This is a genomic window from Paraburkholderia sp. RL17-337-BIB-A, from assembly GCF_046025895.1.
Taxonomy (GTDB): Bacteria; Pseudomonadota; Gammaproteobacteria; order Burkholderiales; family Burkholderiaceae; genus Paraburkholderia; species Paraburkholderia fungorum_C.
The window spans coordinates 1,480,333-1,501,988 of sequence record NZ_JARESY010000001.1; the positions used below are offsets into that span (position 1 = coordinate 1,480,333).

General features: G+C 61.6%; 18 protein-coding genes. 17 read left to right on the forward strand and 1 reads right to left on the reverse strand.

Annotated elements, in window-relative coordinates; genetic code table 11:
• Positions 1-34 precede the first annotated feature (34 nt).
• The 3 genes from P0D84_RS06825 (at position 35) to P0D84_RS06835 (ending at position 1,990) form a co-directional block, all read left to right on the forward strand.
• Positions 35-934 (forward strand): ribosome-inactivating family protein, encoded by a 900-nt coding sequence (locus P0D84_RS06825; protein WP_408333945.1) that lies wholly within the window; start codon positions 35-37, stop codon positions 932-934.
• Positions 935-1,019: 85 nt separating this feature from the next.
• On the forward strand, positions 1,020-1,394 hold the full coding sequence (locus P0D84_RS06830; protein WP_408333948.1) for a hypothetical protein: 375 nt from the start codon (positions 1,020-1,022) through the stop codon (positions 1,392-1,394).
• Between the two features lie 92 nt (positions 1,395-1,486).
• The gene (locus tag P0D84_RS06835; protein ID WP_408333951.1) at positions 1,487-1,990 is read left to right on the forward strand and encodes a YgjP-like metallopeptidase domain-containing protein; all 504 of its coding nucleotides are present in this window, start codon (positions 1,487-1,489) and stop codon (positions 1,988-1,990) included.
• Between the two features lie 92 nt (positions 1,991-2,082).
• Here P0D84_RS06835 and P0D84_RS06840 read toward each other — a convergent pair whose 3' ends face one another.
• On the reverse strand, positions 2,083-4,401 hold the full coding sequence (locus tag P0D84_RS06840) for an FdhF/YdeP family oxidoreductase (protein WP_408333954.1): 2,319 nt from the start codon (positions 4,399-4,401) through the stop codon (positions 2,083-2,085).
• Between the two features lie 170 nt (positions 4,402-4,571).
• On the opposite strand from P0D84_RS06840, the gene P0D84_RS06845 reads away from it, so the two are divergent.
• The 14 genes from P0D84_RS06845 to P0D84_RS06910 all read left to right on the forward strand — a co-directional run bounded on the left by P0D84_RS06845 (position 4,572) and on the right by P0D84_RS06910 (position 21,464).
• Positions 4,572-6,005 (forward strand): aminotransferase-like domain-containing protein, encoded by a 1,434-nt coding sequence (locus P0D84_RS06845; RefSeq protein WP_408333957.1) that lies wholly within the window; start codon positions 4,572-4,574, stop codon positions 6,003-6,005.
• Positions 6,006-6,033: 28 nt separating this feature from the next.
• Complete coding sequence (locus P0D84_RS06850) at positions 6,034-6,342, forward strand: helix-turn-helix domain-containing protein (RefSeq protein ID WP_408333960.1); 309 nt, start codon at positions 6,034-6,036, stop codon at positions 6,340-6,342.
• A 221-nt stretch (positions 6,343-6,563) separates the two neighbouring features.
• Positions 6,564-7,706 carry a BMP family ABC transporter substrate-binding protein gene (locus P0D84_RS06855; RefSeq protein WP_408333963.1) on the forward strand — a complete coding sequence of 381 codons (1,143 nt, stop codon included), beginning with the start codon at positions 6,564-6,566 and terminating at the stop codon, positions 7,704-7,706.
• Between the two features lie 43 nt (positions 7,707-7,749).
• Positions 7,750-8,298, forward strand: a complete 549-nt coding sequence (locus P0D84_RS06860) for a nucleoside deaminase (protein ID WP_408333966.1) — start codon at positions 7,750-7,752, stop codon at positions 8,296-8,298.
• 415 nt (positions 8,299-8,713) lie between these two features.
• Positions 8,714-9,505, forward strand: coding sequence for an SH3 domain-containing protein (locus tag P0D84_RS06865; RefSeq protein ID WP_408333969.1), 792 nt, complete (start codon positions 8,714-8,716; stop codon positions 9,503-9,505).
• 313 nt (positions 9,506-9,818) lie between these two features.
• Positions 9,819-10,001 carry a hypothetical protein gene (locus P0D84_RS06870; RefSeq protein WP_408333972.1) on the forward strand — a complete coding sequence of 61 codons (183 nt, stop codon included), beginning with the start codon at positions 9,819-9,821 and terminating at the stop codon, positions 9,999-10,001.
• A 114-nt stretch (positions 10,002-10,115) separates the two neighbouring features.
• Complete coding sequence (locus P0D84_RS06875; RefSeq protein WP_408333975.1) at positions 10,116-12,425, forward strand: putative bifunctional diguanylate cyclase/phosphodiesterase; 2,310 nt, start codon at positions 10,116-10,118, stop codon at positions 12,423-12,425.
• Between the two features lie 231 nt (positions 12,426-12,656).
• A complete protein-coding gene (locus P0D84_RS06880) occupies positions 12,657-12,845 on the forward strand; it encodes a hypothetical protein (protein WP_408333978.1) in 189 nt (62 codons plus the stop codon).
• A 92-nt stretch (positions 12,846-12,937) separates the two neighbouring features.
• Entirely contained in the window at positions 12,938-14,338 is a 1,401-nt protein-coding gene (locus P0D84_RS06885; RefSeq protein ID WP_408333981.1) for an FAD-containing oxidoreductase, read from the forward strand.
• A gap of 156 nt (positions 14,339-14,494) precedes the next feature.
• Positions 14,495-14,842, forward strand: coding sequence for a cupin domain-containing protein (locus tag P0D84_RS06890; protein WP_408333984.1), 348 nt, complete (start codon positions 14,495-14,497; stop codon positions 14,840-14,842).
• An 80-nt stretch (positions 14,843-14,922) separates the two neighbouring features.
• Entirely contained in the window at positions 14,923-15,309 is a 387-nt protein-coding gene (locus P0D84_RS06895; RefSeq protein ID WP_408333987.1) for a DUF488 domain-containing protein, read from the forward strand.
• Positions 15,310-16,047: 738 nt separating this feature from the next.
• A complete protein-coding gene (locus P0D84_RS06900) occupies positions 16,048-19,803 on the forward strand; it encodes an autotransporter outer membrane beta-barrel domain-containing protein (protein WP_408333990.1) in 3,756 nt (1,251 codons plus the stop codon).
• Positions 19,804-20,076: 273 nt separating this feature from the next.
• Positions 20,077-20,652 (forward strand): TMEM175 family protein, encoded by a 576-nt coding sequence (locus P0D84_RS06905; RefSeq protein WP_408333993.1) that lies wholly within the window; start codon positions 20,077-20,079, stop codon positions 20,650-20,652.
• A gap of 2 nt (positions 20,653-20,654) precedes the next feature.
• Positions 20,655-21,464: a hypothetical protein gene (locus tag P0D84_RS06910; RefSeq protein ID WP_408333996.1), complete on the forward strand. Its 810-nt coding sequence runs from the start codon at positions 20,655-20,657 to the stop codon at positions 21,462-21,464.
• Positions 21,465-21,656 lie beyond the last annotated feature (192 nt).

Consider the following 21,656-nt stretch of genomic DNA (forward strand, 5'->3'; position numbering starts at 1 on the left):
TACTCAGGCCATTGATGGGCTGTGGAGGTGTTCGATGAAGTTCCTTTGGGCCGTCATATTTGCGGTTTTCTGCGAGTATTCGTATTCACAAGAGAATTTCGATTATACGAATGAGCGAACTTATATTGCGTCGATAAAGAAAATCAGAAATGAAGTTGGCCGGATTTTGCAAAATGTCCCTGGCCTTCTTGTCATGCATGCAGGAGCGGGGCAAAGTCTGTTGTACGTTACGCTTGCAAATTCAACGGCCGATACAATTCGCCTTGTTCTGCTTCGTCAAAACCTGTACGTCGTTGGATATGTCGCGGGCGGGATTTTCTATAGATTCAATGATAGGGAATTTGAAAACATAACAGTTGCGAATGCTGTTTTGAATGATCTCCGGATGTCGTCGCACTACAGCAGTCTTGAGCGGGTTGGGGCAACGAACAGGGAAAGTATAAATATCGGCTATCGGGCATTTGAAGGCGCTATCCGGAATATTTCCCGTTATGGAAACGGCAGTGTCCCGTTGCGATTGGTGGCGAGGGAGTTGTTAATGCTCATCACGGCGATATCTGAATCGGCGAGGTTCAGTGCGATCTCAACTGCCGTCGTTGCTAATTACAATGATCCAACCTGGGAGCTGGGTCCGCGGTTGGCACGGCTAACGCAAAACTGGGGGGCATTTAGCCAGTACGCAATGACCATGTCTGCCCAGGCCAATTCGAACGCAAGGTTCTATTCAGATGGAGCCAACGGCGTAAGAAGGGACCACCTTTACGGGATATTGGCGCTTGCCTTGACTTGTATAGCCCGTTCGCCACGCAGTCTGAATGGCGTCGGCAATGCGGCAGGGGGAGGCTGCGGTGAGAATAAAGCTGATCTCGTCCTGTTTGGCGGTAATTATATGGATGTAAAGTACCGAGCTGCCCTGTTCTATATGTTTAGGTGAATTTCGCAGGGTGGTTTTCTGTCTGGTCTGGGTGGTGATTGATAAATACTGATTGAATTTTTACTTTTAAGTGGAGGTCGGCGTCATGATAAAAATCCAGGAAAAGGTTGCTGCAGTATGCGCGCTTGCTTTTCATGTCCCCGCTGCAAATGCGGCGCATGCCGCGACTCCGGGGTTCGCGGATATGTGTCGCGCGGCAGGAGGAGAAATACATGAACAGAGCCGTCCACCCAATCGCTACATCGAAAGTTCGACTGACAAAAGTGGTGAAGCGCGTTTGTATTTCCCAAGCGGGGCGGTATTCAGGATCGATGGCTCGCTGAATGAAAAATCCCCGTCTCAAAACACGGAAATTCGAAAAATTCTACAATTCGCATTTTTTGCGGGATTGCCCGTTAACCTTTGCGTTGACAACAGGACGAGTCCGAACACAATTTTGATTGTTGAAGTTTCAAACTGACCGAGGGCGGAGGTGAATGAGCAATGTTGCCGCCAAAGGCATAGGGGCGTCGCCGCCGGGGTATCATAAGCGACGTTTTGAAGAGCAACCCTATGCCGCATTTGAAATACCTAACCGGCTATCCCGCCCAGTTACAGGAAAAAGTCCGCAAGCTGATCGCGGATGAGCAACTCGGCCCGTACCTCGCCGCGAGGTACCCCGGCACGCATGACGTGCAAACAGACAGGGCCCTGTACGAGTACTGCGCGGAGCTCAAGCGCGAACATCTTCGCAACGGCGCGCAAATCGACAAAGTCACTTACGACAGCAAGCTCGACGTCGTGCGGCATGCGCTCGGCCTGCACACGAGCATCTCGCGTGTGCAGGGCGGCAAGCTGAAGGCGAAAAAAGAAATCCGCGTGGCGTCGCTATTCAAAGGAGCAGCGCCGGAATTCCTGAAAATGATCGTCGTGCATGAGCTCGCTCATTTGAAAGAAAGCGACCATGACAAGGCGTTCTACCGTCTCTGCGAGTTCATGCAACCAGGCTACCATCAGATCGAATTCGATCTGCGTTTGTATCTGACGTATCGCGATCTGACAAAGAACCAGAGCTGAGCTTCGTTCACGCTTCAGGTATCGCGCGCCGGGCAGCTTTCGCCACCCGGAACACAGCGCCCCTGAAACCACCACCCTTCAACCAACCTCCCTCAAGCAGCAATCGCCTCAACCACCGCCGACGCTTTCAACAACACCGGAATCGACTTCGAAGTCGGCGTCCCCGCGCCATCGGCAACCGAAGAAAGCGGCACCAGCGGATTCGTCTCCGGATAGTAAGCGCCAAGACACCCGCGCGGAATGTCGTACTCCACCAGCAGGAACCCGGCCGCGTGACGCTCGATTCCATCGGCCCACACGCTCGTGATATCCACGCGCTGGCCCGCAACGAATCCCAGCATCGCCAGATCGTCCTTGTTGGCGAACAGCACGCGCCGCTGCCCGTACACGCCGCGGTAACGGTCGTCGAGGCCGTAGATCGTCGTGTTGTACTGGTCGTGCGAACGGGTCGTCATCAAGGTCATCAGACGCTCGCCGTGCTCTGCGCGCGCTTGATGAATCGGCGTGTCGACGTCAATCGCATGCACGAGGAACTGCGCCTTGCCGCTCGGCGTTTTCCAGATCCGCTCGCGCGATGCCACCCCCAGGTGGAAGCCGCCCGGATTCTTCAGGCGCTCGTTGTAGTCCTGGAAGCCTTCGATCACCTGCGCGATGCCGTCGCGAATCAACGCGTAGTCGGCCGCCTGCGCGAGCCAGTCGACCTTGCCGCTGCCGAGCGTGGCGTGTGCCATGCGCGCGACGATCGCAATCTCCGACAACAGATTCTCCGAGGCCGGCTTGTTCATGCCGTACGAGATGTGCACCATGCTCATCGAATCCTCGACGCTCACGCCTTGCGCCACGCCATTTTGCAAGTCGATCTCGGTGCGCCCGAGCGTCGGCAGAATCAGCGCGTCGCGGCCATGCACGAGGTGGCTGCGATTCAGCTTGGTGGTGATGTGCACGGTCAAGTCGCAGGAGCGCATCGCTTCCCACGTGCGCGGCGTGTCCGGCGTCGCGATCGAGAAGTTGCCGCCGAGGCCGATGAACACCTTCACCTTGCCGTCGAGCATCGCCTGGATCGTGTTGACGACGTCGAGGCCATGCTCGCGCGGCGGCTCGAAATCATAGACTTCGCCGAGCCGGTCCAGAAACGCCTGGGTCGGCCTTTCCTCGATGCCGACCGTGCGGTCGCCCTGCACGTTCGAGTGTCCGCGCACCGGGCACAAGCCCGCGCCGCGGCGGCCGATATTGCCGCGCATCATCATCAGGTTCGACAGGATCTGCACCGTCGGCACGGAGTTCTTGTGCTGCGTGAGGCCCATGCCCCACGTCGAAATCACCGCGCGGCCCTTCACGTAGATGTCGGCGAGCTTCAACACGTCTTCAAACGGCACGCCCGATTCGGCGACGATGGTGTCCCAGCTTTCCGCACGCAAATCGTCGGCGAACGCGTCGAAGCCGACCGTGTGTTCGGCGATGAACGCGACGTCGAGCGCACGTTCGAGGCCCGAGGCCAACGCTTCGTCGTCGAGTTCGATCACGCGTTTGGCGACGCCCTTGAGCAGCGCGAAATCGCCGCCGACTTTCGGCCGGATGAACACGGAGCTGATCTTGGTGCTGCCCATCGTGATCATCTCGACCGGATGTTGCGGGCTTGCAAAGCGCTCCAGGCCACGTTCCTTCAGCGGATTGATCGACACAATGGTCGCGCCGCGTTTCGCGCACTCACGCAGCTCGCCGAGCATGCGCGGATGGTTGGTCGCCGGATTCTGGCCGAAGATCAGGAGCGTATCGGCATGTTCGAAATCGTCGAGCGTGACCGTGCCCTTGCCGATGCCGACCGTGTGCGGCAAACCGCGGCTGGTCGCTTCGTGGCACATGTTCGAGCAATCGGGGAAATTGTTGGTGCCGTACATGCGCACGAACAACTGGTACAGGAATGCGGCTTCGTTGCTGGCGCGGCCCGAGGTGTAGAAGGCGGCGCTGTCGGGGTTGTCGAGGCGCTTGAGGTGTTCGGCGATCAGGTCGAAGGCTTCGTCCCAGCCGATCGGCACGTAACGGTCGCGCACGGCGTCGTAGACGAGCGGGTCGGTCAGACGGCCGTGTTGTTCCAATTCGAAATCCGACTGTGCCATCAGTTCTTCAACCGTGTGTTTCTCGAAGAACGCCGGCGTCACGCGCTTGCTGGTCGCCTCGGCAGCCACGGCCTTGACGCCGTTTTCGCAGAACTCGAAGGTCGACGCATGCTCGCGATCCGGCCATGCGCAACCAGGGCAGTCGAAGCCGTCTGGCTGATTCTGCTTGAACAGCATGCGGTAGTCGCCGCCCGTCACCTTTTCCTTGATCAGGTTGATGGCGACGTATTTGAGCGCGCCCCAGCCAGCGGCGGGGTGCGTATACGGTTCAATGCGAGCTGCGGGTTTCTTCATGATCTTGCCCCCGGATGAGGCCTGGACGAGGCTTTAATGCCGATGCCCAGTAGCCTACTGTGTTCCAAAAGCGGCGCAGCATACAGAAAATCGGAAAGCCGAGGGATACAGTTGTTTGATATTTGTCATAGACTGACGTTCCCGCCCACACGTTTGTTTGAGCCACGTCCTTGAAACTGTATGAAAAACTCGCCGATGAATTGACCGAAGCCGTGCGCCGCGGCGTCTTCGCGGCGGGCGAGCGGATTCCATCGGTGCGGCAGGCAAGCCAGCAGCACGGCGTCAGCATCAAGACCGTGCTGCACGCGTACGCGTTGCTGGAAAGCCGGGGGATTGTCGAGACCCGTCCGCAGTCGGGCTATTTCGTGCGCGACGCGGTGGCGACGGCAGTGGCGCTCGACGAGTCGCGTCTAAGCCGCCAGCCGGCCGCGCAAACGCCGCCGGTGGCCGCCGCCGTCGACGTGAGCCGGCTGGTGCTGTCGACCCTGCGCAGCATCCGCGCGCACGACGCCGTGCCGCTCGGCTCACCGTACCCCGATCCGTCGCTGTTCCCGTGGCGCCGCATCAACCAGTACGCGAACGCGATTGCCCGCCGCCAGGCGAGCTGGAACCTGATCGACGATTTGCCGCCCGGCAATTCCGAGCTGATCCGGCAGATCGCGCGGCGCTATGCCGAGAACGGCGTGCCGGTCGATCCGGACGAAATCATCATCACGCTCGGCGCGACCGAGGCGATCAATCTCAGCTTGCAGGCGGTCGCCAAGCCGGGCGATACGGTCGCCGTCGAGTCGCCGACTTACTACGCGATGTTGCACGCCATCGAGCGTCTCGGTATGCGGGCAATCGAAGTGGCCACGCATCCGGTCCACGGCATCGATATCGAGGCGTTGGCCCACGTCATCGCCAGGCAAAAGATCGCCGCGTGCATGGTGATGCCGAACTTCCAGAATCCGCTCGGTTTCCAGATGCCGGACGCGCGCAAGCAGCAACTGGTCGCACTGCTCGCCGCGCACGAGATTCCTGTCATCGAGAACGATGTCTATCAGGAGCTGTACTTCGGCGAGGCGCGGCCGTCGACGTTGAAGAACTTCGATACCAAGGGGCTGGTGCTGCATTGCGCGTCGTTTTCGAAGAGCCTGACGGCCTCGTACCGGATCGGTTGGGCCATGCCGGGGCGCTACCGCGCGCAGGTCGAGAAGCTGAAGTTTCTCAATACGCTGACCACGCCCTCGGTGCCGCAAGTCGCGGTCGCCGATTATCTGAAGCAGGATGGCTACGACCGCCATCTGCGGCACGTGCGCAAGGTGTACCGGCAGCAGGCAAGCATCATGACAGCGATGGTGCAGCGGTTTTTCCCGGCGGGCACGCGCATGTCGACGCCGCAAGGCGGGTACGTGCTGTGGGTGGAATTGCCCGAACGCGTCGATTCAATGCGGCTCTATCAGGCGGCACTCGCGCGCAGCATCACGATCGGGCCGGGCATGATGTTTTCGATGCGCGACGATTTTCGCCACTTCATCCGGCTCAATTACAGCTATCCGTGGACGGCGCAGACCGAGGCGGCTTTGAAGACGCTGGGCGAACTGGTCGCGCATATGGCTTGACAGGTTTGGAGAGGTAAGGAGACTCACTATGGAAGAAGACGAACTCGATCCGGTGCTGGTGGCCGTGCTGGCGCAACTGTGGCGTGCGTATCAGGAAACGCCTGGCGGCGCGTGGTCGCTCGCCAAGCTTTCCAAGCAGGCTGACGTGCCGATGAGCGGCTTGCGGCGACAGTTAACGGCGCTGGTCGACGGTGGTCTGGTGGACACCACCTTCACCGAGGAAGGCACGGGAACGGCGCGCCTGAGCGAGCTCGGCCAGGGCTTGTGCGCTGAGCTGTTCGATGAGGGTGGGCCGCCGGAGCATGAGCAGTCGGACCCGCCGCCACAGGTCCATTGAGTGGCAACGGAATTGGGCGCGCGGGCTTTGCCGGTGTATCCGCTCGGCGATGCCGAGCATATTTTCGGCGCGCAAAGATAAAGATTCCGATATGAGCGGGATAACGAATAATAATTTTTCCGCTGAAATTGGCCTTCGAATATGGCCCCCTATGCTGAAGCCTTGCCCGGGCGTGTCCCGGGCGCTGTGGCAGGCACCTGGAAACCATCGTCGGAGAATTCATGAAAACAAAGCTGGCGCGCGCACTGCATCACTCATTGCGGATCAAATCTGTGCGGACGGTTCTCGCCGCGGCGTTCGGCGCAGCACTTTGCACATCGCTCGCGTTCAACGCCGCGGCGGCCGCAGCGGCGAGCGCGCAACCGCTCGGCATCGCCTTCGTCTACCTCGGTAATCCGGGCGACGCCGGCTGGACCTATGCGCATGAGCAGGGCGTGAAAGAGGTCGAGGCGAAATTCGGCGACAAGATCAAAGTGACGCGCGTCGAGAACGTGCCGGAGTCGGCGGATTCGGAGCGCGTGTTTCGCGACCTGGCGTCCAAGGGCAACAAGATCGTGGTGGGCTCGAGCTTCGGCTTCCAGGATTTCGAGCTGAAGGTCGCCAAGGACTTTCCGGACGCCGTGTTCGAACATGCGACCGGCTACAAGAAGGCGGCCAACTTCGCCACCTATGACGTGCGGACCTATCAGAGCGCCTACCTGGCCGGCCTGGTCGCCGGCTATACGACGAAGTCCAACACGCTTGGCTTTGTCGGCTCGGTGCCGGTGCCGGAGGTGGTGCGCAACATCAACGCGTTCACGATGGGGGCGCGCTCGGTCAACCCGAAGGCGCGTGTGAAGGTCGTGTGGATCAACAGCTGGTTCGATCCGGGCCGCGAAAAGCAGGCCGCCGAGACGCTGATCGGCCAGGGCGCCGACGTGTTGATCCAGAACACCGATTCGACGGCGACGATGCAGACGGCCGAACAGAAGAAAGTGCATGCATTCGGCTGGGACTCCGACATGAAGAAGTTCGGGCCGAACGCGCAGCTGGGCGCCTGCGTGAGCAACTGGGGCGTGTACTACACGCATCTGGTGCAGCAGGTGATGGCGGGTACATGGAACAATTCGCCGGTGTGGTGGGGGCTGAAAGAGAAAGCGATCGATCTGGCCGACATCAATACGGACGCGGTGTCGCCGGCGGCGCAAAAGGCGCTGAACCAGAAGCGTGACGATATCATCGCTGGCAAGTTCAATCCGTTTGCCGGCCCGATCGCGGATCAGTCCGGCGTGGTGAAGGTCGCCGCGGGCAAATCCTTGAGCGATGTGGAACTGCTGCGTTTGAACTGGTTCGTGCAAGGCGTGGATGGGTCGCTCCCGAAGTAATGAATTGATTGGTTTGCCTAACTATTACCAAAGGAGATCGCCCGTGAGTCTTACCGTCTCGACCGATGCCGCAGCCGCTGGCGCGGCGGCGACTTATCCGCCGCAGGGTTTAACGCCGACGCACGAGCAGATCATGCGGCATCTGCGGCATTCGAGCCGGGTGGCCGAGCGGGCGACGCTGCTGGGCCACCACCCGTTCGGCGCGGTGCTGGTCGGCCCGGATCAGGAGACCGTCCTGATGGAGCAGGGCAATGTGGACACGGTGAATCACGCCGAGTCGGTGCTGGCTCGCGTGGCGGCGTTGAATTTCACGCCGGAGTACTTATGGAGTTGTACCTTGTACACCTCGGTCGAGCCTTGCTGCATGTGTGCCGGGACGATGTATTGGGCCAATATCGGCCGCGTGGTGTTTGGCATGACCGAGAAGCGCTTGCTGGAGGCGACCGGCGATCATGCCGAGAATCCGACCATGAGCGTGGACTGCCGGTATGTGTTCGATCATTGCCAGAAGCCCGTCGAGGTGATCGGTCCAGTGGCCGAGGTGGAGACCGAGGTGATGGAGGTTCAGCGGCGGTTCTGGAGCGGCAGATAGCGTGTTTGTTCCTCGGCGTTGCTGAGGTCTGTTTGCCTGCGGCGGGCCGGAATGAAAATTAAAATTGGACGCCGCGGGCAAACACAACGACGCAAAATCTCACTGTGGCGAGCCAGCCTCCACGGGTGCGAGCATAGCTGGTCAGCAGAACCGGTCGCCGCCGTGCGGGATATTTTCACTGACCATGCTTCCCTTGATCCCAGTAGGGCAACCGGTCATTCACAATGATCCCCGGATTCGCGTTTACCGGACGCTTTCAGGCATGAGCATTGCAGGCGAGAATAGCAGGCATGCTTTGGCCGCTACGTCAGCAGGGGCGATCACACGCCCGACGCATTCACACATGCGAGCAGACAGGCACGCGTGCGGGCCATAGCGGCGCGCACACAAATGCGGGACTAAAAACGGGAGAAAAATGAAACAACACCTCGTTCGATGGGGGTGCGCGGCGGCTGGTTTGCTGGCGTTGCCCGCAGTGGCGTTTGCGCAGTCGCAGGCTTATACGAGTAGCACGGTCAACGTGCGCGCCGGGCCCGCTTCGGATTACCCGATCGTGACGCAGTTGCCGGGCGGCGTCCCGGTTACGGTGATGGGTTGCGTCAGCAACTACCAATGGTGTGACGTCGCCGCGCCGAACCTGCGCGGTTGGGTTTATGCCGGGCGGCTCAGCTATCCCTATCAGGGCAGCAACGTGCCGGTGATGAGTTACGGCACCGTGATCGGACTGCCGATCGTGACGTTCTCGATCGGTACTTATTGGGGCAATTATTATCGAGGCCGGCCGTGGTATGGCCAGCAATCCCGCTGGGCGCATCATCCGCCGCCTCCGCCGCTGAGACCGGGTGCAGGACGGCCGCCGGGCGGGCGACCGCCGGGGAATGTTGGCGGACGGCCGCCGGGTGGTCCGCCGCCGGGGAATGCAGGCGGACGGCCGCCGGGCGGTCCGCCACCGGGGAATGCGGGCGGACGGCCGCCGGGCGGTCCGCCACCGGGGAATGCGGGTGGACGGCCGCCGGGCGGTCCGCCACCGGGGAATGCGGGTGGACGCCCACCGGGGAACGGAGGCGGTCATCCGCCGGGCGGCAATGCAGGTGGCCGTCCGCCGGAAGGCAACGGCGGTGGTCACCCGCAAGGTGGTGGCGGCAGACCCTCAGGTGGAGGAAACGGCGGTGGCGGCGGTGGCCGGCCACCGGATCAGCACGGCTGATCGAACAACGGGCACAGGCGGCGGGGACAAGTGATCCTCGACCCGCTTTAGCCCGATTCGTGTTCCGTATCGATGCGACACGTAAGCGGAACCCGTCCGATGCGTCACCCATTCGCTTTAGCCGCGCAACGGTTTTCGGGAAGCCGAACTGCGCCGTGGCATGTCTTGGGGCCTTTTGAGGTGTACCTCAGCGCATCGCCGTCCTGATACCGACGACAGAGTGAGCCGGCGCGTCCAGTCAATACGCCGCATTCAGAAACGCCGAACTAACCGCCCGCAAGGTCTCCTGGGAGCGCGGGTCGCTCAGCCGCGTATGCAATACCACTACTTTGAGGTCGGCAACGTTGGGCCGATGGTCCGTTGTCATCCGTCCACGCCGCCGCCCGATGCCCGCGCGGCGCTAATCGCTCACTTGGCGGGCCTCGCGCTGGCGCCGGCCGTGATCCTCGGATTCGCCGTGTTGATGGTGCTGTCGCCGCATTGGTTGACCGGCTGACCGGCCGGTTTATGCGGTTCGCGCCATGTATCGCGATTAAAGTGCGCCACCCTCGCGTAAACCCCGGTACGCCGCGTACACTACCTTGCCGATGTCGGGTTAGGGGGCGCACAAATGACACGCGAAGCGACATCAGATAGCACGATGGGAGCAACGCCTGAGGGCACCCACTATGGGTCGAATCTGGCCGAGGGGGTGTTGGCGTCGGAGCGTACGGTGTTGCGGCTGATTACCCGCAACACGCCGCTGCCGGAATTGCTGAATGAAGTATGCCGTCGCGCGGAAGCGCTGCTCGGCAAAGGGGCAACCTGTTCGATCCTGTTACTGGATGCGGACGGCGTTCGCGCGCGCGTGGGCGGCGCGCCTTCGCTGCCGGCGCATTTCAGTGCCGCGATCGACGGCGTCGCGATCGGTCCACGGGCCGGGTCCTGCGGCACCGCCATGTACGAACGGCGCATGGTCGCGGTCGAAGATATCGAAACCGATCCGCTGTGGGCCGATTTCCGGCACCTCGCCTTGCCGCTCGGCTTGCGCGCGTGCTGGTCGGTGCCGTTTGAAAACGATGCCGGCACGGTGCTGGGCGCGTTCGCGGTCTATTACCGCACGTCGCGCCGGCCGACCCTCGAAGAAGAGGCGATGCTCCACGACATCAGCCGCAGTGTCGGTCTCGCCGTTCATCAGGACGCCATGGCGCAACGCCTCGCGCGCAGCGAGGAGCATCACCGGCTGGTCGTCGATCATCTCAACGAGGGCATCGTCGTGCAATCGCGCGACGGCGTGGTGCTGGCCTGCAATCCAAGTGCGCAACGTATTTTGCGGGCGAACGTCGACCTGATCGGCCGCGACATTCTCACGGTGATGGTGCGGGTGTACCACGAAGACGGTTCGCCCTTAACCGAGGCCGAGCGCCCGACCACCCGGGTGCTGGCGACCGGCAAACCCGTGCTCGGCACCACGATCGGCCTGGAGCTGACTGACGGCGATATCGTCTGGATTACCGAGAATGTCGTGCCGATCGTCAAGCCGGGCGACAGCGAACCCAGCTCGGTGCTGATCTCGTTCACCGACATCGGGCCGGTGCGCGAGGCACAAAGGCAACTCAGGTTTCTGGCTACCCGCGATCCGCTCACCGGCCTCTACAACCGCGCCTATCTGGCCGAGCGAATGCGCGATCTGTTCGCACCGGGCGGCGTGACGGGGATGGGTGAGCTGGCGCGGGTCGCCGTGCTGTTCGTCGATCTGGACGGTTTCAAGAAGGTCAACGACACCGCCGGTCACGAGGCCGGCGATGCGCTTCTGTGCAGCGTCGCGGAGCGGCTCTCGGCGTGTGTCGCATCGAGCGACACGCTCGCGCGCGTGGGCGGCGATGAGTTCGTGATCGTGGCCAGCGCGTACGAAAGCACGGCTCATCTGATCGCGCTCGCCCAGCGCATTCTCGAGATGATCGCGGTGCCGTTCGCGGTGGCGGACAACGAATACTACATGGGGGCATCGATCGGCATCAGCCTGTTTCCGGAGGACGGCCAGGACGTGCCCACGCTGATGCGCAACGCCGACTCGGCGATGTACCACGCGAAACAATGCGGCCGTAACAACTTTCAGTTCTTCACCGCCGAGCTGAATCAGCATCTGCAGCGCCGCTTCATGATCGAGCAGGCCTTGCGGCGCGCGCTCGCCGCCAACGAACTGAGCCTTGTGTATCAGCCGATCGTCGACAGCCAGTGCGGCCGCACGATCGGCGCCGAAGCGCTGCTGCGCTGGTACAACAGCGAGCTGGGCAACGTCTCGCCGGTGGAATTCATCCCGGTGGCCGAAGACGCCGGCCTGATCGGCGAAATCGGCGGCTGGGTGCTGGCGCGGGCTTGCGAACAGATCGCGCAATGGCGGCGCACGCTGGCGCCGGATTTGATCGTCGCGGTGAATCTGTCGCCGCGCCAGTTCAAAGGCGGGCTGGTGGAGCGGATCGAGCGCTGTCTCGCGCAGTCGGGGCTCGAGCCGGAGGCGCTGGAACTGGAGATCACCGAGCGGCTGTTGATGAGCGACAGTGACGCCGTGTTGCCAATGCTAAGCGCGTTGAACGCAATGGGCGTGCGGATTTCCGTCGACGATTTCGGCACGGGGTACTCGTCGCTGTCGTATTTGAAGCGGTTTCCGCTGCATAACCTCAAAATCGATCGATCCTTCGTCGCGGGCTTGCCGGATCATCGCGATTCGATCGCGATCACCCAGGCGGTGGTGGCGATGGCCCATTCGCTCGGCATGAATGTCACTGCTGAAGGTGTGGAGACTGCCGAGCAGGCGGCGTTTTTGCGCGGGATCGCTTGCGACAAGCAGCAGGGGTATTTTTATAGCCGGCCGGTTGGGGCGAGCGCTTATGCGCGCAGTCTGTGCGACGCGCAGATGGGGCTGGCCGGGGCGTCATGACTGTCCTGATGCTTCCGGCCACGGTCGCAGGCGCGGCAAAACCACTTTGCCGGACGGGCTAATACAGCATTGGACTCTGTTGCCGCAGTCGCCCAGACTCGATTGTTCAGATCGGCAGACAAGTGCCTTCGCGTTCCCGGTATTTATCCGCGCCCCAAGTCTCCCTAAAATTCTCCCATCGAATGTAAATTCCGCGCCATGCCTAAGCGGCCCGGCGCGACGGGAGCCGTTATGCCAGCCTTGATCAAAAACCAGCTTTATCGGCCATCAGTGGTCCTGCCGATGGTCGCCCTCATGCAAGTGATGGTGTCGCAGGACTTCAACCTCGGCCAGGTCGGCTGGGTCGTCGCAGCGCGCGGCGCGCAGGCCGCACTGCAACGCTCGCGCGAATTGATCTGCGCGGCGCACTGCCACGCCTGAACGACTGAAGCTCTTAGAAACGACGATCACGGCAACCCGAGGCGCTGAGGGTAAGATGCTACGACCAGCACCCCAGCCTCGGGAGGTTTGCCATGCCACAGCACTTCGACGCCGTCGTGATCGGCACGGGACAGGGCGGTGCGCCGCTCGCTGTGCGTCTCGGTCAAAGCGGACGTAAAACCGCGGTGATCGAACGCGCGGCCTTCGGTGGGACCTGTGTGAATGTCGGCTGCACACCGACCAAGTCTTATGTGGCCAGCGCCCGCGCGGCCCACGTGGCGCGCCACGCGGCCGACCTGGGAGTGCAGGTGAGCGGCTCGGTCACCGTCAATCTGGCGGCGGTCAAGGCGCGCAAGGACGAGATCATCGGCGAATCGCGCGACGGCGTCGAGAAATGGCTGCGCGGCGCGGATAACGTGACCGTCTTCAATGGCCACGCGCGCTTCACCGGTGCGCATACGTTGTCCATCAGCGGGCCGGACGGTACGGTGCGCGAGGACATCAGCGCCAACGAAATCTTCATCAATACCGGCACGCGCGCAGTCGTGCCGCCGCTCGAAGGACTCGAGCGTATTCGCTACTACACCAACTCCAATCTGCTTGAACTGACGGAACTGCCGGACCATCTGGCGATTGTCGGCGGCAGCTATATCGCGCTCGAATTCGCGCAGATTTTTCGCCGCTTCGGCAGCCGGGTGACGGTGCTGGTACGCGGCGAGCGCGTGCTCACGCGCGAGGATGCCGACTTCGCCAAGTCCGTGCAGAAGGTGCTGGCGCGCGAAGGGATCGAGTTTGTTTTCGGCGTGCAGCCTTCGCGGGTCGAACCGCATCCGCATCGCGAGCATGCGGTGTGTATCGGCTTCGAGCAGAATATTCCCGCGCTCGAAGCGTCGCACCTGCTGTTCGCCACCGGCCGTGAACCGAATACCGACGACCTCGGCCTCGACGCCGCCGGCATCGCGACGGACAAGCACGGCACGATTCCCGTCGACGGCCAGTTGCGCACCAACGTGCCGGGCATCTGGGCGATCGGCGACATCAACGGACGCGGCGCCTTCACCCACACGTCCTACGACGACTTCCACATCGTCGCGGCCAATCTGCTCGACGGCGGCTCGCGCAGCGTCGACTCGCGGATCATGGCGTATGCCGTGTTCGTCGATCCGCCGCTCGCGCGCGTCGGGCTTTCGGAGGCCGACGTGCGCAAGACCGGCCGCGACGCGCTGATCGCCACCATGCCGATGACGCGGGTGGGCCGTGCCCGCGAACGCGGCGAGACCGACGGCTTCATGAAGGTGCTGGTCGACGCCAACAGCAAGCAGATTCTTGGCGCGGCGATCCATGGCATCGAAGGCGATGAAGCCATCCACACGTTTATCGACATCATGACGGCCGGGGCGCCTTATCCGACCTTGCAGTACGCGATGCATATTCATCCGACTATCAGCGAACTGGTGCCGACCTTGCTCGATGGGTTGAAGCCGATGAAGTGAGCGGCGGGGCGCGAGGGGCAAGCGCGAGGGACGGACGGGCGCAGCGGACGAGCGCAAAACGAACGCAGCTTCGAGTGCAACGACGAGTACAAAGAACGAGCACAAAGAACGAGAGCCAAGAACGAGAGCCAAGAACGAGCGCCAGGAGCACAGGCCATGAAACGCGTGATCAACAGCCGCAACCTGTTCGATTTCGGTGCACCGAAGAGCCCGGACGAGCAACTTGATTCTCTGGTAGAGCAACATAGCGTGAGCATCGAGCGGATCGTCTCGAGGGGGCACGCGAGCCCGCCAGACTTCTGGTACGACAGTCCGCGGGCCGAGTGGGTCGTGCTGCTGAGCGGCGCGGCAACGCTCGAATTCGAAGGCGATCCGCAGCCTCATCCGATGAAGCCGGGCGACCACGTGCTGATCGAAGCGCATTGCCGGCATCGGGTGGCATGGACGAGCGGCACGGAGCCGAGCGTGTGGCTAGCGGTTTACTATCCTGGCGTTCGCCGCTGATTGATCGCCGGAGCGCGCCAGGCGGAAGGTACGCTTGCTTCGATCGACGAGGCGATGGATTCGGTTGAAAAGGGGAAAACATGAGCATTAGCATCGTCCAGCTGGGGTCTCCGAGGACGCCCGACGAAGGGCTGCGTATCGGTACCGTTCGGCGACCGCCGCGCGGAGTACCCAGGACGGAATTCAGCACGCGCGACTATTACGATGTATGGCTGCCTAATCTGTCGCCTGATGCGGAGTTGATGAAAGAAGGAAAGATGGCCGCCAGCGACGCTGATTGGGCCGCGTTTGCGAAAAAATTCCGGGCGGAGATGAATGGTAGCGACACCGCCAAGGTGTTGGACCTGCTTGCCGCATTGTCAAAAACGACGCACTTTGCCATCGGCTGCTACTGCGATGACGAAAGCCGGTGCCATCGCAGCATTCTTCGCCAGTTGTTAAGTGAGCGGGGTGCGCTGATAAGGTGATGTGTGCGTAACGCGGCCGGCGGCGCGTATCTGGGGAACGCGGACACGTGGACACGGGATACTCGCGCGCGCCTGCAGCACTATTAGCCGGCAGCAAATCTGCTATTCAAGCTGTGGATTGATTTCCGTTATTAATTTTATGTTTAACATCATTTTTTATGGAATTTAGCACATCCACGCATTACAAAATTCGAGTTGATTCCACTGTTCACGTTGCTGTGTCACATCGGATTTCTGATAGCACATTTTCCCAATTAACTGGCTGGTCGCCGTGGATTTCATGATTCAGGCTTTCAGCCAGTTCCGATCCGTATTCCCTTCAGGGTATCGACTGCGTGATGGCTCGTGTATCCTCTTGCTAACAGGCCGTTCAGCGAATAACCTGTTTTGACCTGATCGGTGTGGCCTTTGAAAATAATTTCAATCATCGAAGGGGCATAAATGAATCGGATCCACCGTGTCATACACGAATGCTCGCCTGATTCTATGCAAATGGCATTTAAAGTCGCCAAGCCGAAAGATAGGCATAAAACTGGCCAAACCGTGACTCATGCCGACAGACTAATTGGCACCGGCGGCGTCGCTGAATCTCGCGACAAACCTCTCCTAAGACCCATTAGTGCCGGCATTCTGTTAATCGGTGTCAGTGCGGCAGTCAGCCCAACACAGGCACAAACCATTTCATTTACGACAAACTCGACTGTCGACATCGGTAATACGACCACCGCCGTTACCGGTTTGCTTGTCAGCAATAACGTTACCGGCACGCTCACCGGGGCGGGCGGTACCCTGGTGTATTCGGGAGGTGTCTTCCGTCTGGGCGGTACGGCCAACGGCACGCAACAGACCTTGAATATGTCAGGCCTCAGCCATTTTGTGTCCAACAATCCCACGCAAGCGTTCAGTGTCGGCGGACAGATTACGGGTGTCGCGGGTCCGGGCACCACCGCCGGCAACATGACGCTGGCTGGAGGGAGCAATACCATCACTGCGGCCTCGTTCGGCGTTGCCGATTTCGACCGTACGGTGTCCTCGACCGCGATCAACAGTGGGACCGTGCTGCTAGGCCAAAGCAACACCATCAACGCAGACCAGATCACGATCGGCAGCAACCAGACCAACGGCACGTTGAGTTTCCAGAGCGGAATAACCAACGGCACACTCGTGCTACGTGGTACTGACGGCAGCAGCCCGGTCAGTGCCATGAATATCGCCACGGGTACCTCCAGCGGTTACACCGGATCGACCGGTACGGTAAATCTCGCTCAAGGGGTACTCGATGCGAAAGTCGACGCCGTGCTGATCGGTGCGGCGGGTTACGGCACGCAGTCAGCGGTCGGCAGCCTGACCATGGGCGGCGGCATGCTCGATGCCACATCGATCACTCTCGGTCGGCGCACCAGCACCAGCGGCAATGGGGGCGCCCAAGGCACGCTGACTGTTAGCGGCGGTACGGTCCGAACCGGAAGCTTGACGCTCGGCGATTTTTCCGGCACGACCGGCTCGGCCACCGGCATCGTCAACCTGAACGGCGGCGCTACGCTTCGTGCCCGGTCGATTCAGCCCGGTGCGGGCACTGCAACCCGAACGATCAACTGGAACGACGGCATGATTGGAAACTATGGCGACGGAAGCAACATGACGGTATCGGGGGCGCAGATCCTGTTGTCCGATAGCGGCACGCATACTTTCGAAGTCGATGGCGCCAATGCGCTTGCCACGGTGAGTTCCACGCTAAGCAATGCAAACGGTGCGGTGACTGGCGGCACGCTCGTCAAAGCGGGATCCGGCACGCTTGCGCTGACAGCAAACAATACCTACAGCGGGGGCACCACGGTCACCGCTGGGCTTGTCAACTTCCAGGCCTTGTCCAACCTCGGTTCGGGCAATGTCACCCTGGATGGCGGTGGTCTTCAGTGGGCTGGCGGCAACACAACCGATGTGTCCGCACGCCTGAATCCGCTGGGTCAGAACGGCGCGATTTTCGATACCGGTGGCAATAACGTGACACTTGCCACAGGCCTTGCCGGGACCGGCGGCAGCCTGGTCAAACAAGGCGCAGGGATTCTGACGCTAACGGGCAACAGCACCTACACGGGAGACACGACGATCAGCGCCGGCACAGTGCAACTCGGCAATGGCGGCACAACGGGCAGTATCGTGGGGAATGTGGCCGATAACGGCACGTTTGCCATCGATCGCTCCGATACCGTGACCTTGCCGGGCGTAATTTCCGGAACTGGCAGTGTGAATCAGAACGGGCCGGGCACCCTCATTCTTGCCGCGGACAATACCTATACCGGAGGCACGACGATCAGCGCCGGCACGCTGCAGGTTGGCAACGGCGGCACCGCCGGGAGCATCGTCAGTGACGTAACCGATAACAGCACGCTTGCTTTCAACCGCAGCGATACGCTGACCTACGGCGGCGCCGTGAGCGGCGCAGGTTCGCTGGAACAGGCGGGTACCGGCACCTTGATCCTGACCGGCAATAACATCTACACCGGCGGCACAACGATCAGCGCCGGCACGCTGCAGCTCGGCAATGGTGGCAGCGGCGGCAGTATTGCCGGCAACGTCAACAATGACGGCGCACTGGTATTCGATCGTTCGGATAGCCTGGTTTATAGCGGAGTTATCAGCGGCACAGGATCCGTTACGCAAGCCGGTAGTGGCAAGGTGGTTCTCAATGGCGTGCAGACTTATAGCGGTAACACAAATGTTGTCGGCGGCACGCTGGTCATTGGAGACAGCGCGCACACCGGGGCAGAACTGGCAGGAGGCGGACAGGTCAACATCGCTGCCGCGGGTGCGCTCGGCGGTTACGGTACGGTGACGGGCCAGGTCGTCAACAATGGGCTGATTGGCGTGGGCAATGCGTTGCCGGCCCTGGCCAATGGCCCGGATGCCGTTTTTACCGTCGCCGGCAATCTCGATAACCATGGCGCGATTACCATGGTCAATGGCTTTGCTGGCGACCGCATGGTGGTGACCGGCGGCACGTATACATCCGACGGTGGACGGCTATTGATCGAGACCGTGCTCAATGCAGGGGGCGCAAGTTCTCAAACCGATACGCTGGCAGCCCAGTCAACGGCCGTCGGCGCCGGCGGTGCGACCGGCATTACCGTTCAACGCGTAGGCGGTGCGGGGGCGGTGACCGACCAGGACGGCATCCAGGTCGTCCAGGTGAGTGATCCGAGCCGCTCGGCGAGCGGTGCATTTACCCTCAATGGCCGCGTGGTCGCGGGCCCCTATGAATACCGGCTGTTCCAGGGCGGGGTGAGCGATCCCACCGACGGGCAGTGGTACCTTCGTTCCGAGCAGCCCACGCCGACGCCGACACCAACACCAACACCAACACCAACACCAACACCAACACCAACACCAACACCAACACCAACACCAACACCAACACCAACACCAACACCAACACCAACACCAACACCAACACCAACACCAACACCAACACCAACACCAACACCAACACCAACACCAACACCAACACCAACACCAACACCAACGCCGGCCAAACTGCTGAGACCTGAAGGGGGTGTTTATCTAGGCAACAAGTACGCGGCGCAGACCATGTTTCTGAGTACGCTGCATGACCGCTTAGGTGAGCCCCAGTTCGCCGAATTCGATAAGCCGGACGGCAGCGCCCGGCTTGCTGCAGGATGGGCGCGCGTCGTCGGCACGAGCTTGCGTAGCGACGCAGCTGGCGGTCAGCTGGCTGTGAGAACGCAGGGAGAAGTGCTGCAGGCAGGCGGTGATGCAGCGCAATGGTCCGTGCTGCAGAGCGGCGACCGCTTGCATCTGGGCGTCATGACCGCATACGGCAACATGCGCACGAACTCGAGCGCGGACGGCAACCCTTTCAATGCGCACGGCACCGTGAATGGCTACGCGGTCGGCACCTACGCCACATGGTTCGCTAACGAAAAGGACCGGCTCGGCGCTTATGTCGACAGCTGGGTCCAGTACGGCAACTTCGACAACGAGGTCGAGGGCGATCTGCTGCCGGGCGAAAAGTACAGCGCACATAGCTGGACCGGGTCGCTGGAGGCGGGATACGCGCTGAAGCCATTCGGTAGTGACTGGGTGATCGAGCCGCAGGGGCAACTCATCTACATCGACTACAGCGCGGGCACTCATACGGAAGTCAACGGCACTGACGTCGCGGACAACAGTTCTGGTGGGCTCGTAACCCGCCTGGGCGCGCGCATCTACCGGGATTTTGCGAGAGATAGCGGCAAGACGATCCAGGCATCGTTCGAGGCCAACTGGTGGTACACCAACCGCAAAAATGCGGTAGCAATGGACGGTGTGAACGTTCCGCTCGATGGGATTGCGAAAAGCACTGGGGAAATCAAGGCAGGGGTGCAATACCGCTTCGCTCATCGGTGGCAAACCTGGGGTAGCGTGGCGTGGGCCTTTGGTGGTAACGATTACCAGCGGCTGACCGGTATGGCGGGCGTGAAATACACCTGGTAGCGGTGTCTCCGTGCGTCGCGAACGCGGGCCGTCGGGGTTCGCATGTTCTTCTCGCGCGGCGATACATGCGGCGGCCCGATATTGACACGTGGTTCGCGCTCACGAACCACGGCCCGCATCGACAAATCGCGCGGTCATCGCCGATAATTGCCCTCGGGCTTGCCAGCATAAGCATGCCGACATGCTGCGCGCGGTGCTCGCGCGTAAGGATCAGCTTCCCGGCACACCCGCATTCTCCTCACAACCGCCGTTGCACGACCAGGAAACCGACCGATGGGCAAGGGACGCGTCGAAGCCTTCAGCGATGGCGTGATCGCCATCATCATCACGATCATGGTGCTCGAATTGAAGGTGCCGGAAGGCTACGATCTTGCCGCGTTGCGCCCGGTGGCGCCGGTGTTTTGCGCCTACGTGCTGAGTTTCATCTACGTCGGCATCTACTGGAACAATCACCACCACATGTTCCATGCCGTCCAGAAGGTCAATGGCGCGGTGTTGTGGGCCAATCTCCATCTGTTGTTCTGGCTCTCGCTGCTGCCGGCGGTGACGCATTGGGTCGGTGAAAATCATCTGGCTTCGTGGCCGACCGCGATGTACGGCGTCGTGCTGTTCATGTCGGCGATGGCCTATTTCATTCTGACCCGCATGCTGATCCGCGAACACGGCAAGGACTCGACACTGGCCAAAGCCGTGGGCAACGACTTCAAGGGCAAGGTCTCGGTCATCATCTATCTGTCGGGCATTGCGCTGGCATTCGTTCAGCCGTGGCTCTCGGCTGCGCTCTATACGCTCGCCGCGGCGTGGTGGCTGGTGCCCGACCGGCGCATCGAACACGTGCTGGAAGCGTAAGCATGCTGCTTGCGCTCAAGCTCGCGCTGGTGCCCGCGTTTCTCGCCGCGCTGACCGTGGCGGGGCGGGTGTGGGGACCGTCGGTGGCGGGATGGCTGGCGGGGCTGCCGGTGGTCGCCGGGCCGATCGTGTTGCTGCTCGCGCTGGAGCGTGGGCCGGCGTTCGCGGCGCAGGCTTCGGCGGCATCGATCGCGGCGATCGCCGCCTCCGAGGCGTTCAATTTTGCGTATACGTGGACCTGCCGGCGTTCAGCATGGCCGTTTTCGCTCATGGCCGGCATGCTCGGGTGGGTTGGTGTGGCGATGCTGCTCACGCACTTGCCCGGCGGATTGCCGTGGGCCGTGGCGGTGGGCTGCGTGGCGGTGGCCGTGTCGCAAAGCGGTTTGCCGCGCGTCACAGGGCATGTGCCGGCGGCGCGCCTCGGGCTCGGCGATCTTGCGCTGCGCATGCTCGCCGGGGCACTGCTGACGGTGGCGGTGACCACGCTGTCGGCGTCGATGGGTGCGACGTGGAGCGGGCTGCTGTCGGTGTTTCCCTTGCTCGGCATCGTGCTTGCGGTGTCGGCTCAGCGCGCGCATGGCGCGGACTTTGTCGCGTTGTTGATGCGAGGCATGGTGATCGGGCGCGGTTCGTTTGCGGCGTTCTTCGCCGTGACCGCGATGATGCTGCCGCACTACGGTGTGTGGCCGAGCTTTGCATGTGCGGCGCTGGTGTCGGTGGTCGTGCAGGGCGTGACTAAGCGGATGCTCGCGGCGAAGCGGCCGGTGCAGGCTTTGACGCGTGAGCTTGCAGAACAACAGTCGGCGGATTGAGAATTGAGCGGGTGAACGCGCGCACCTGCCTGCCTCCGGACTCTGCACGTGTAATTCTGAAACTGTCGGTGGATTGAGAATCGAGTGGGTGAACGCGCGCACCTGCTGAACGTCTGCTTCCGGACTGCACGTGTGGATCTGAATTTGCCGAGCAGGCCAAGCGCTTTGAGCGTGCGAACTCACTAACCCAGT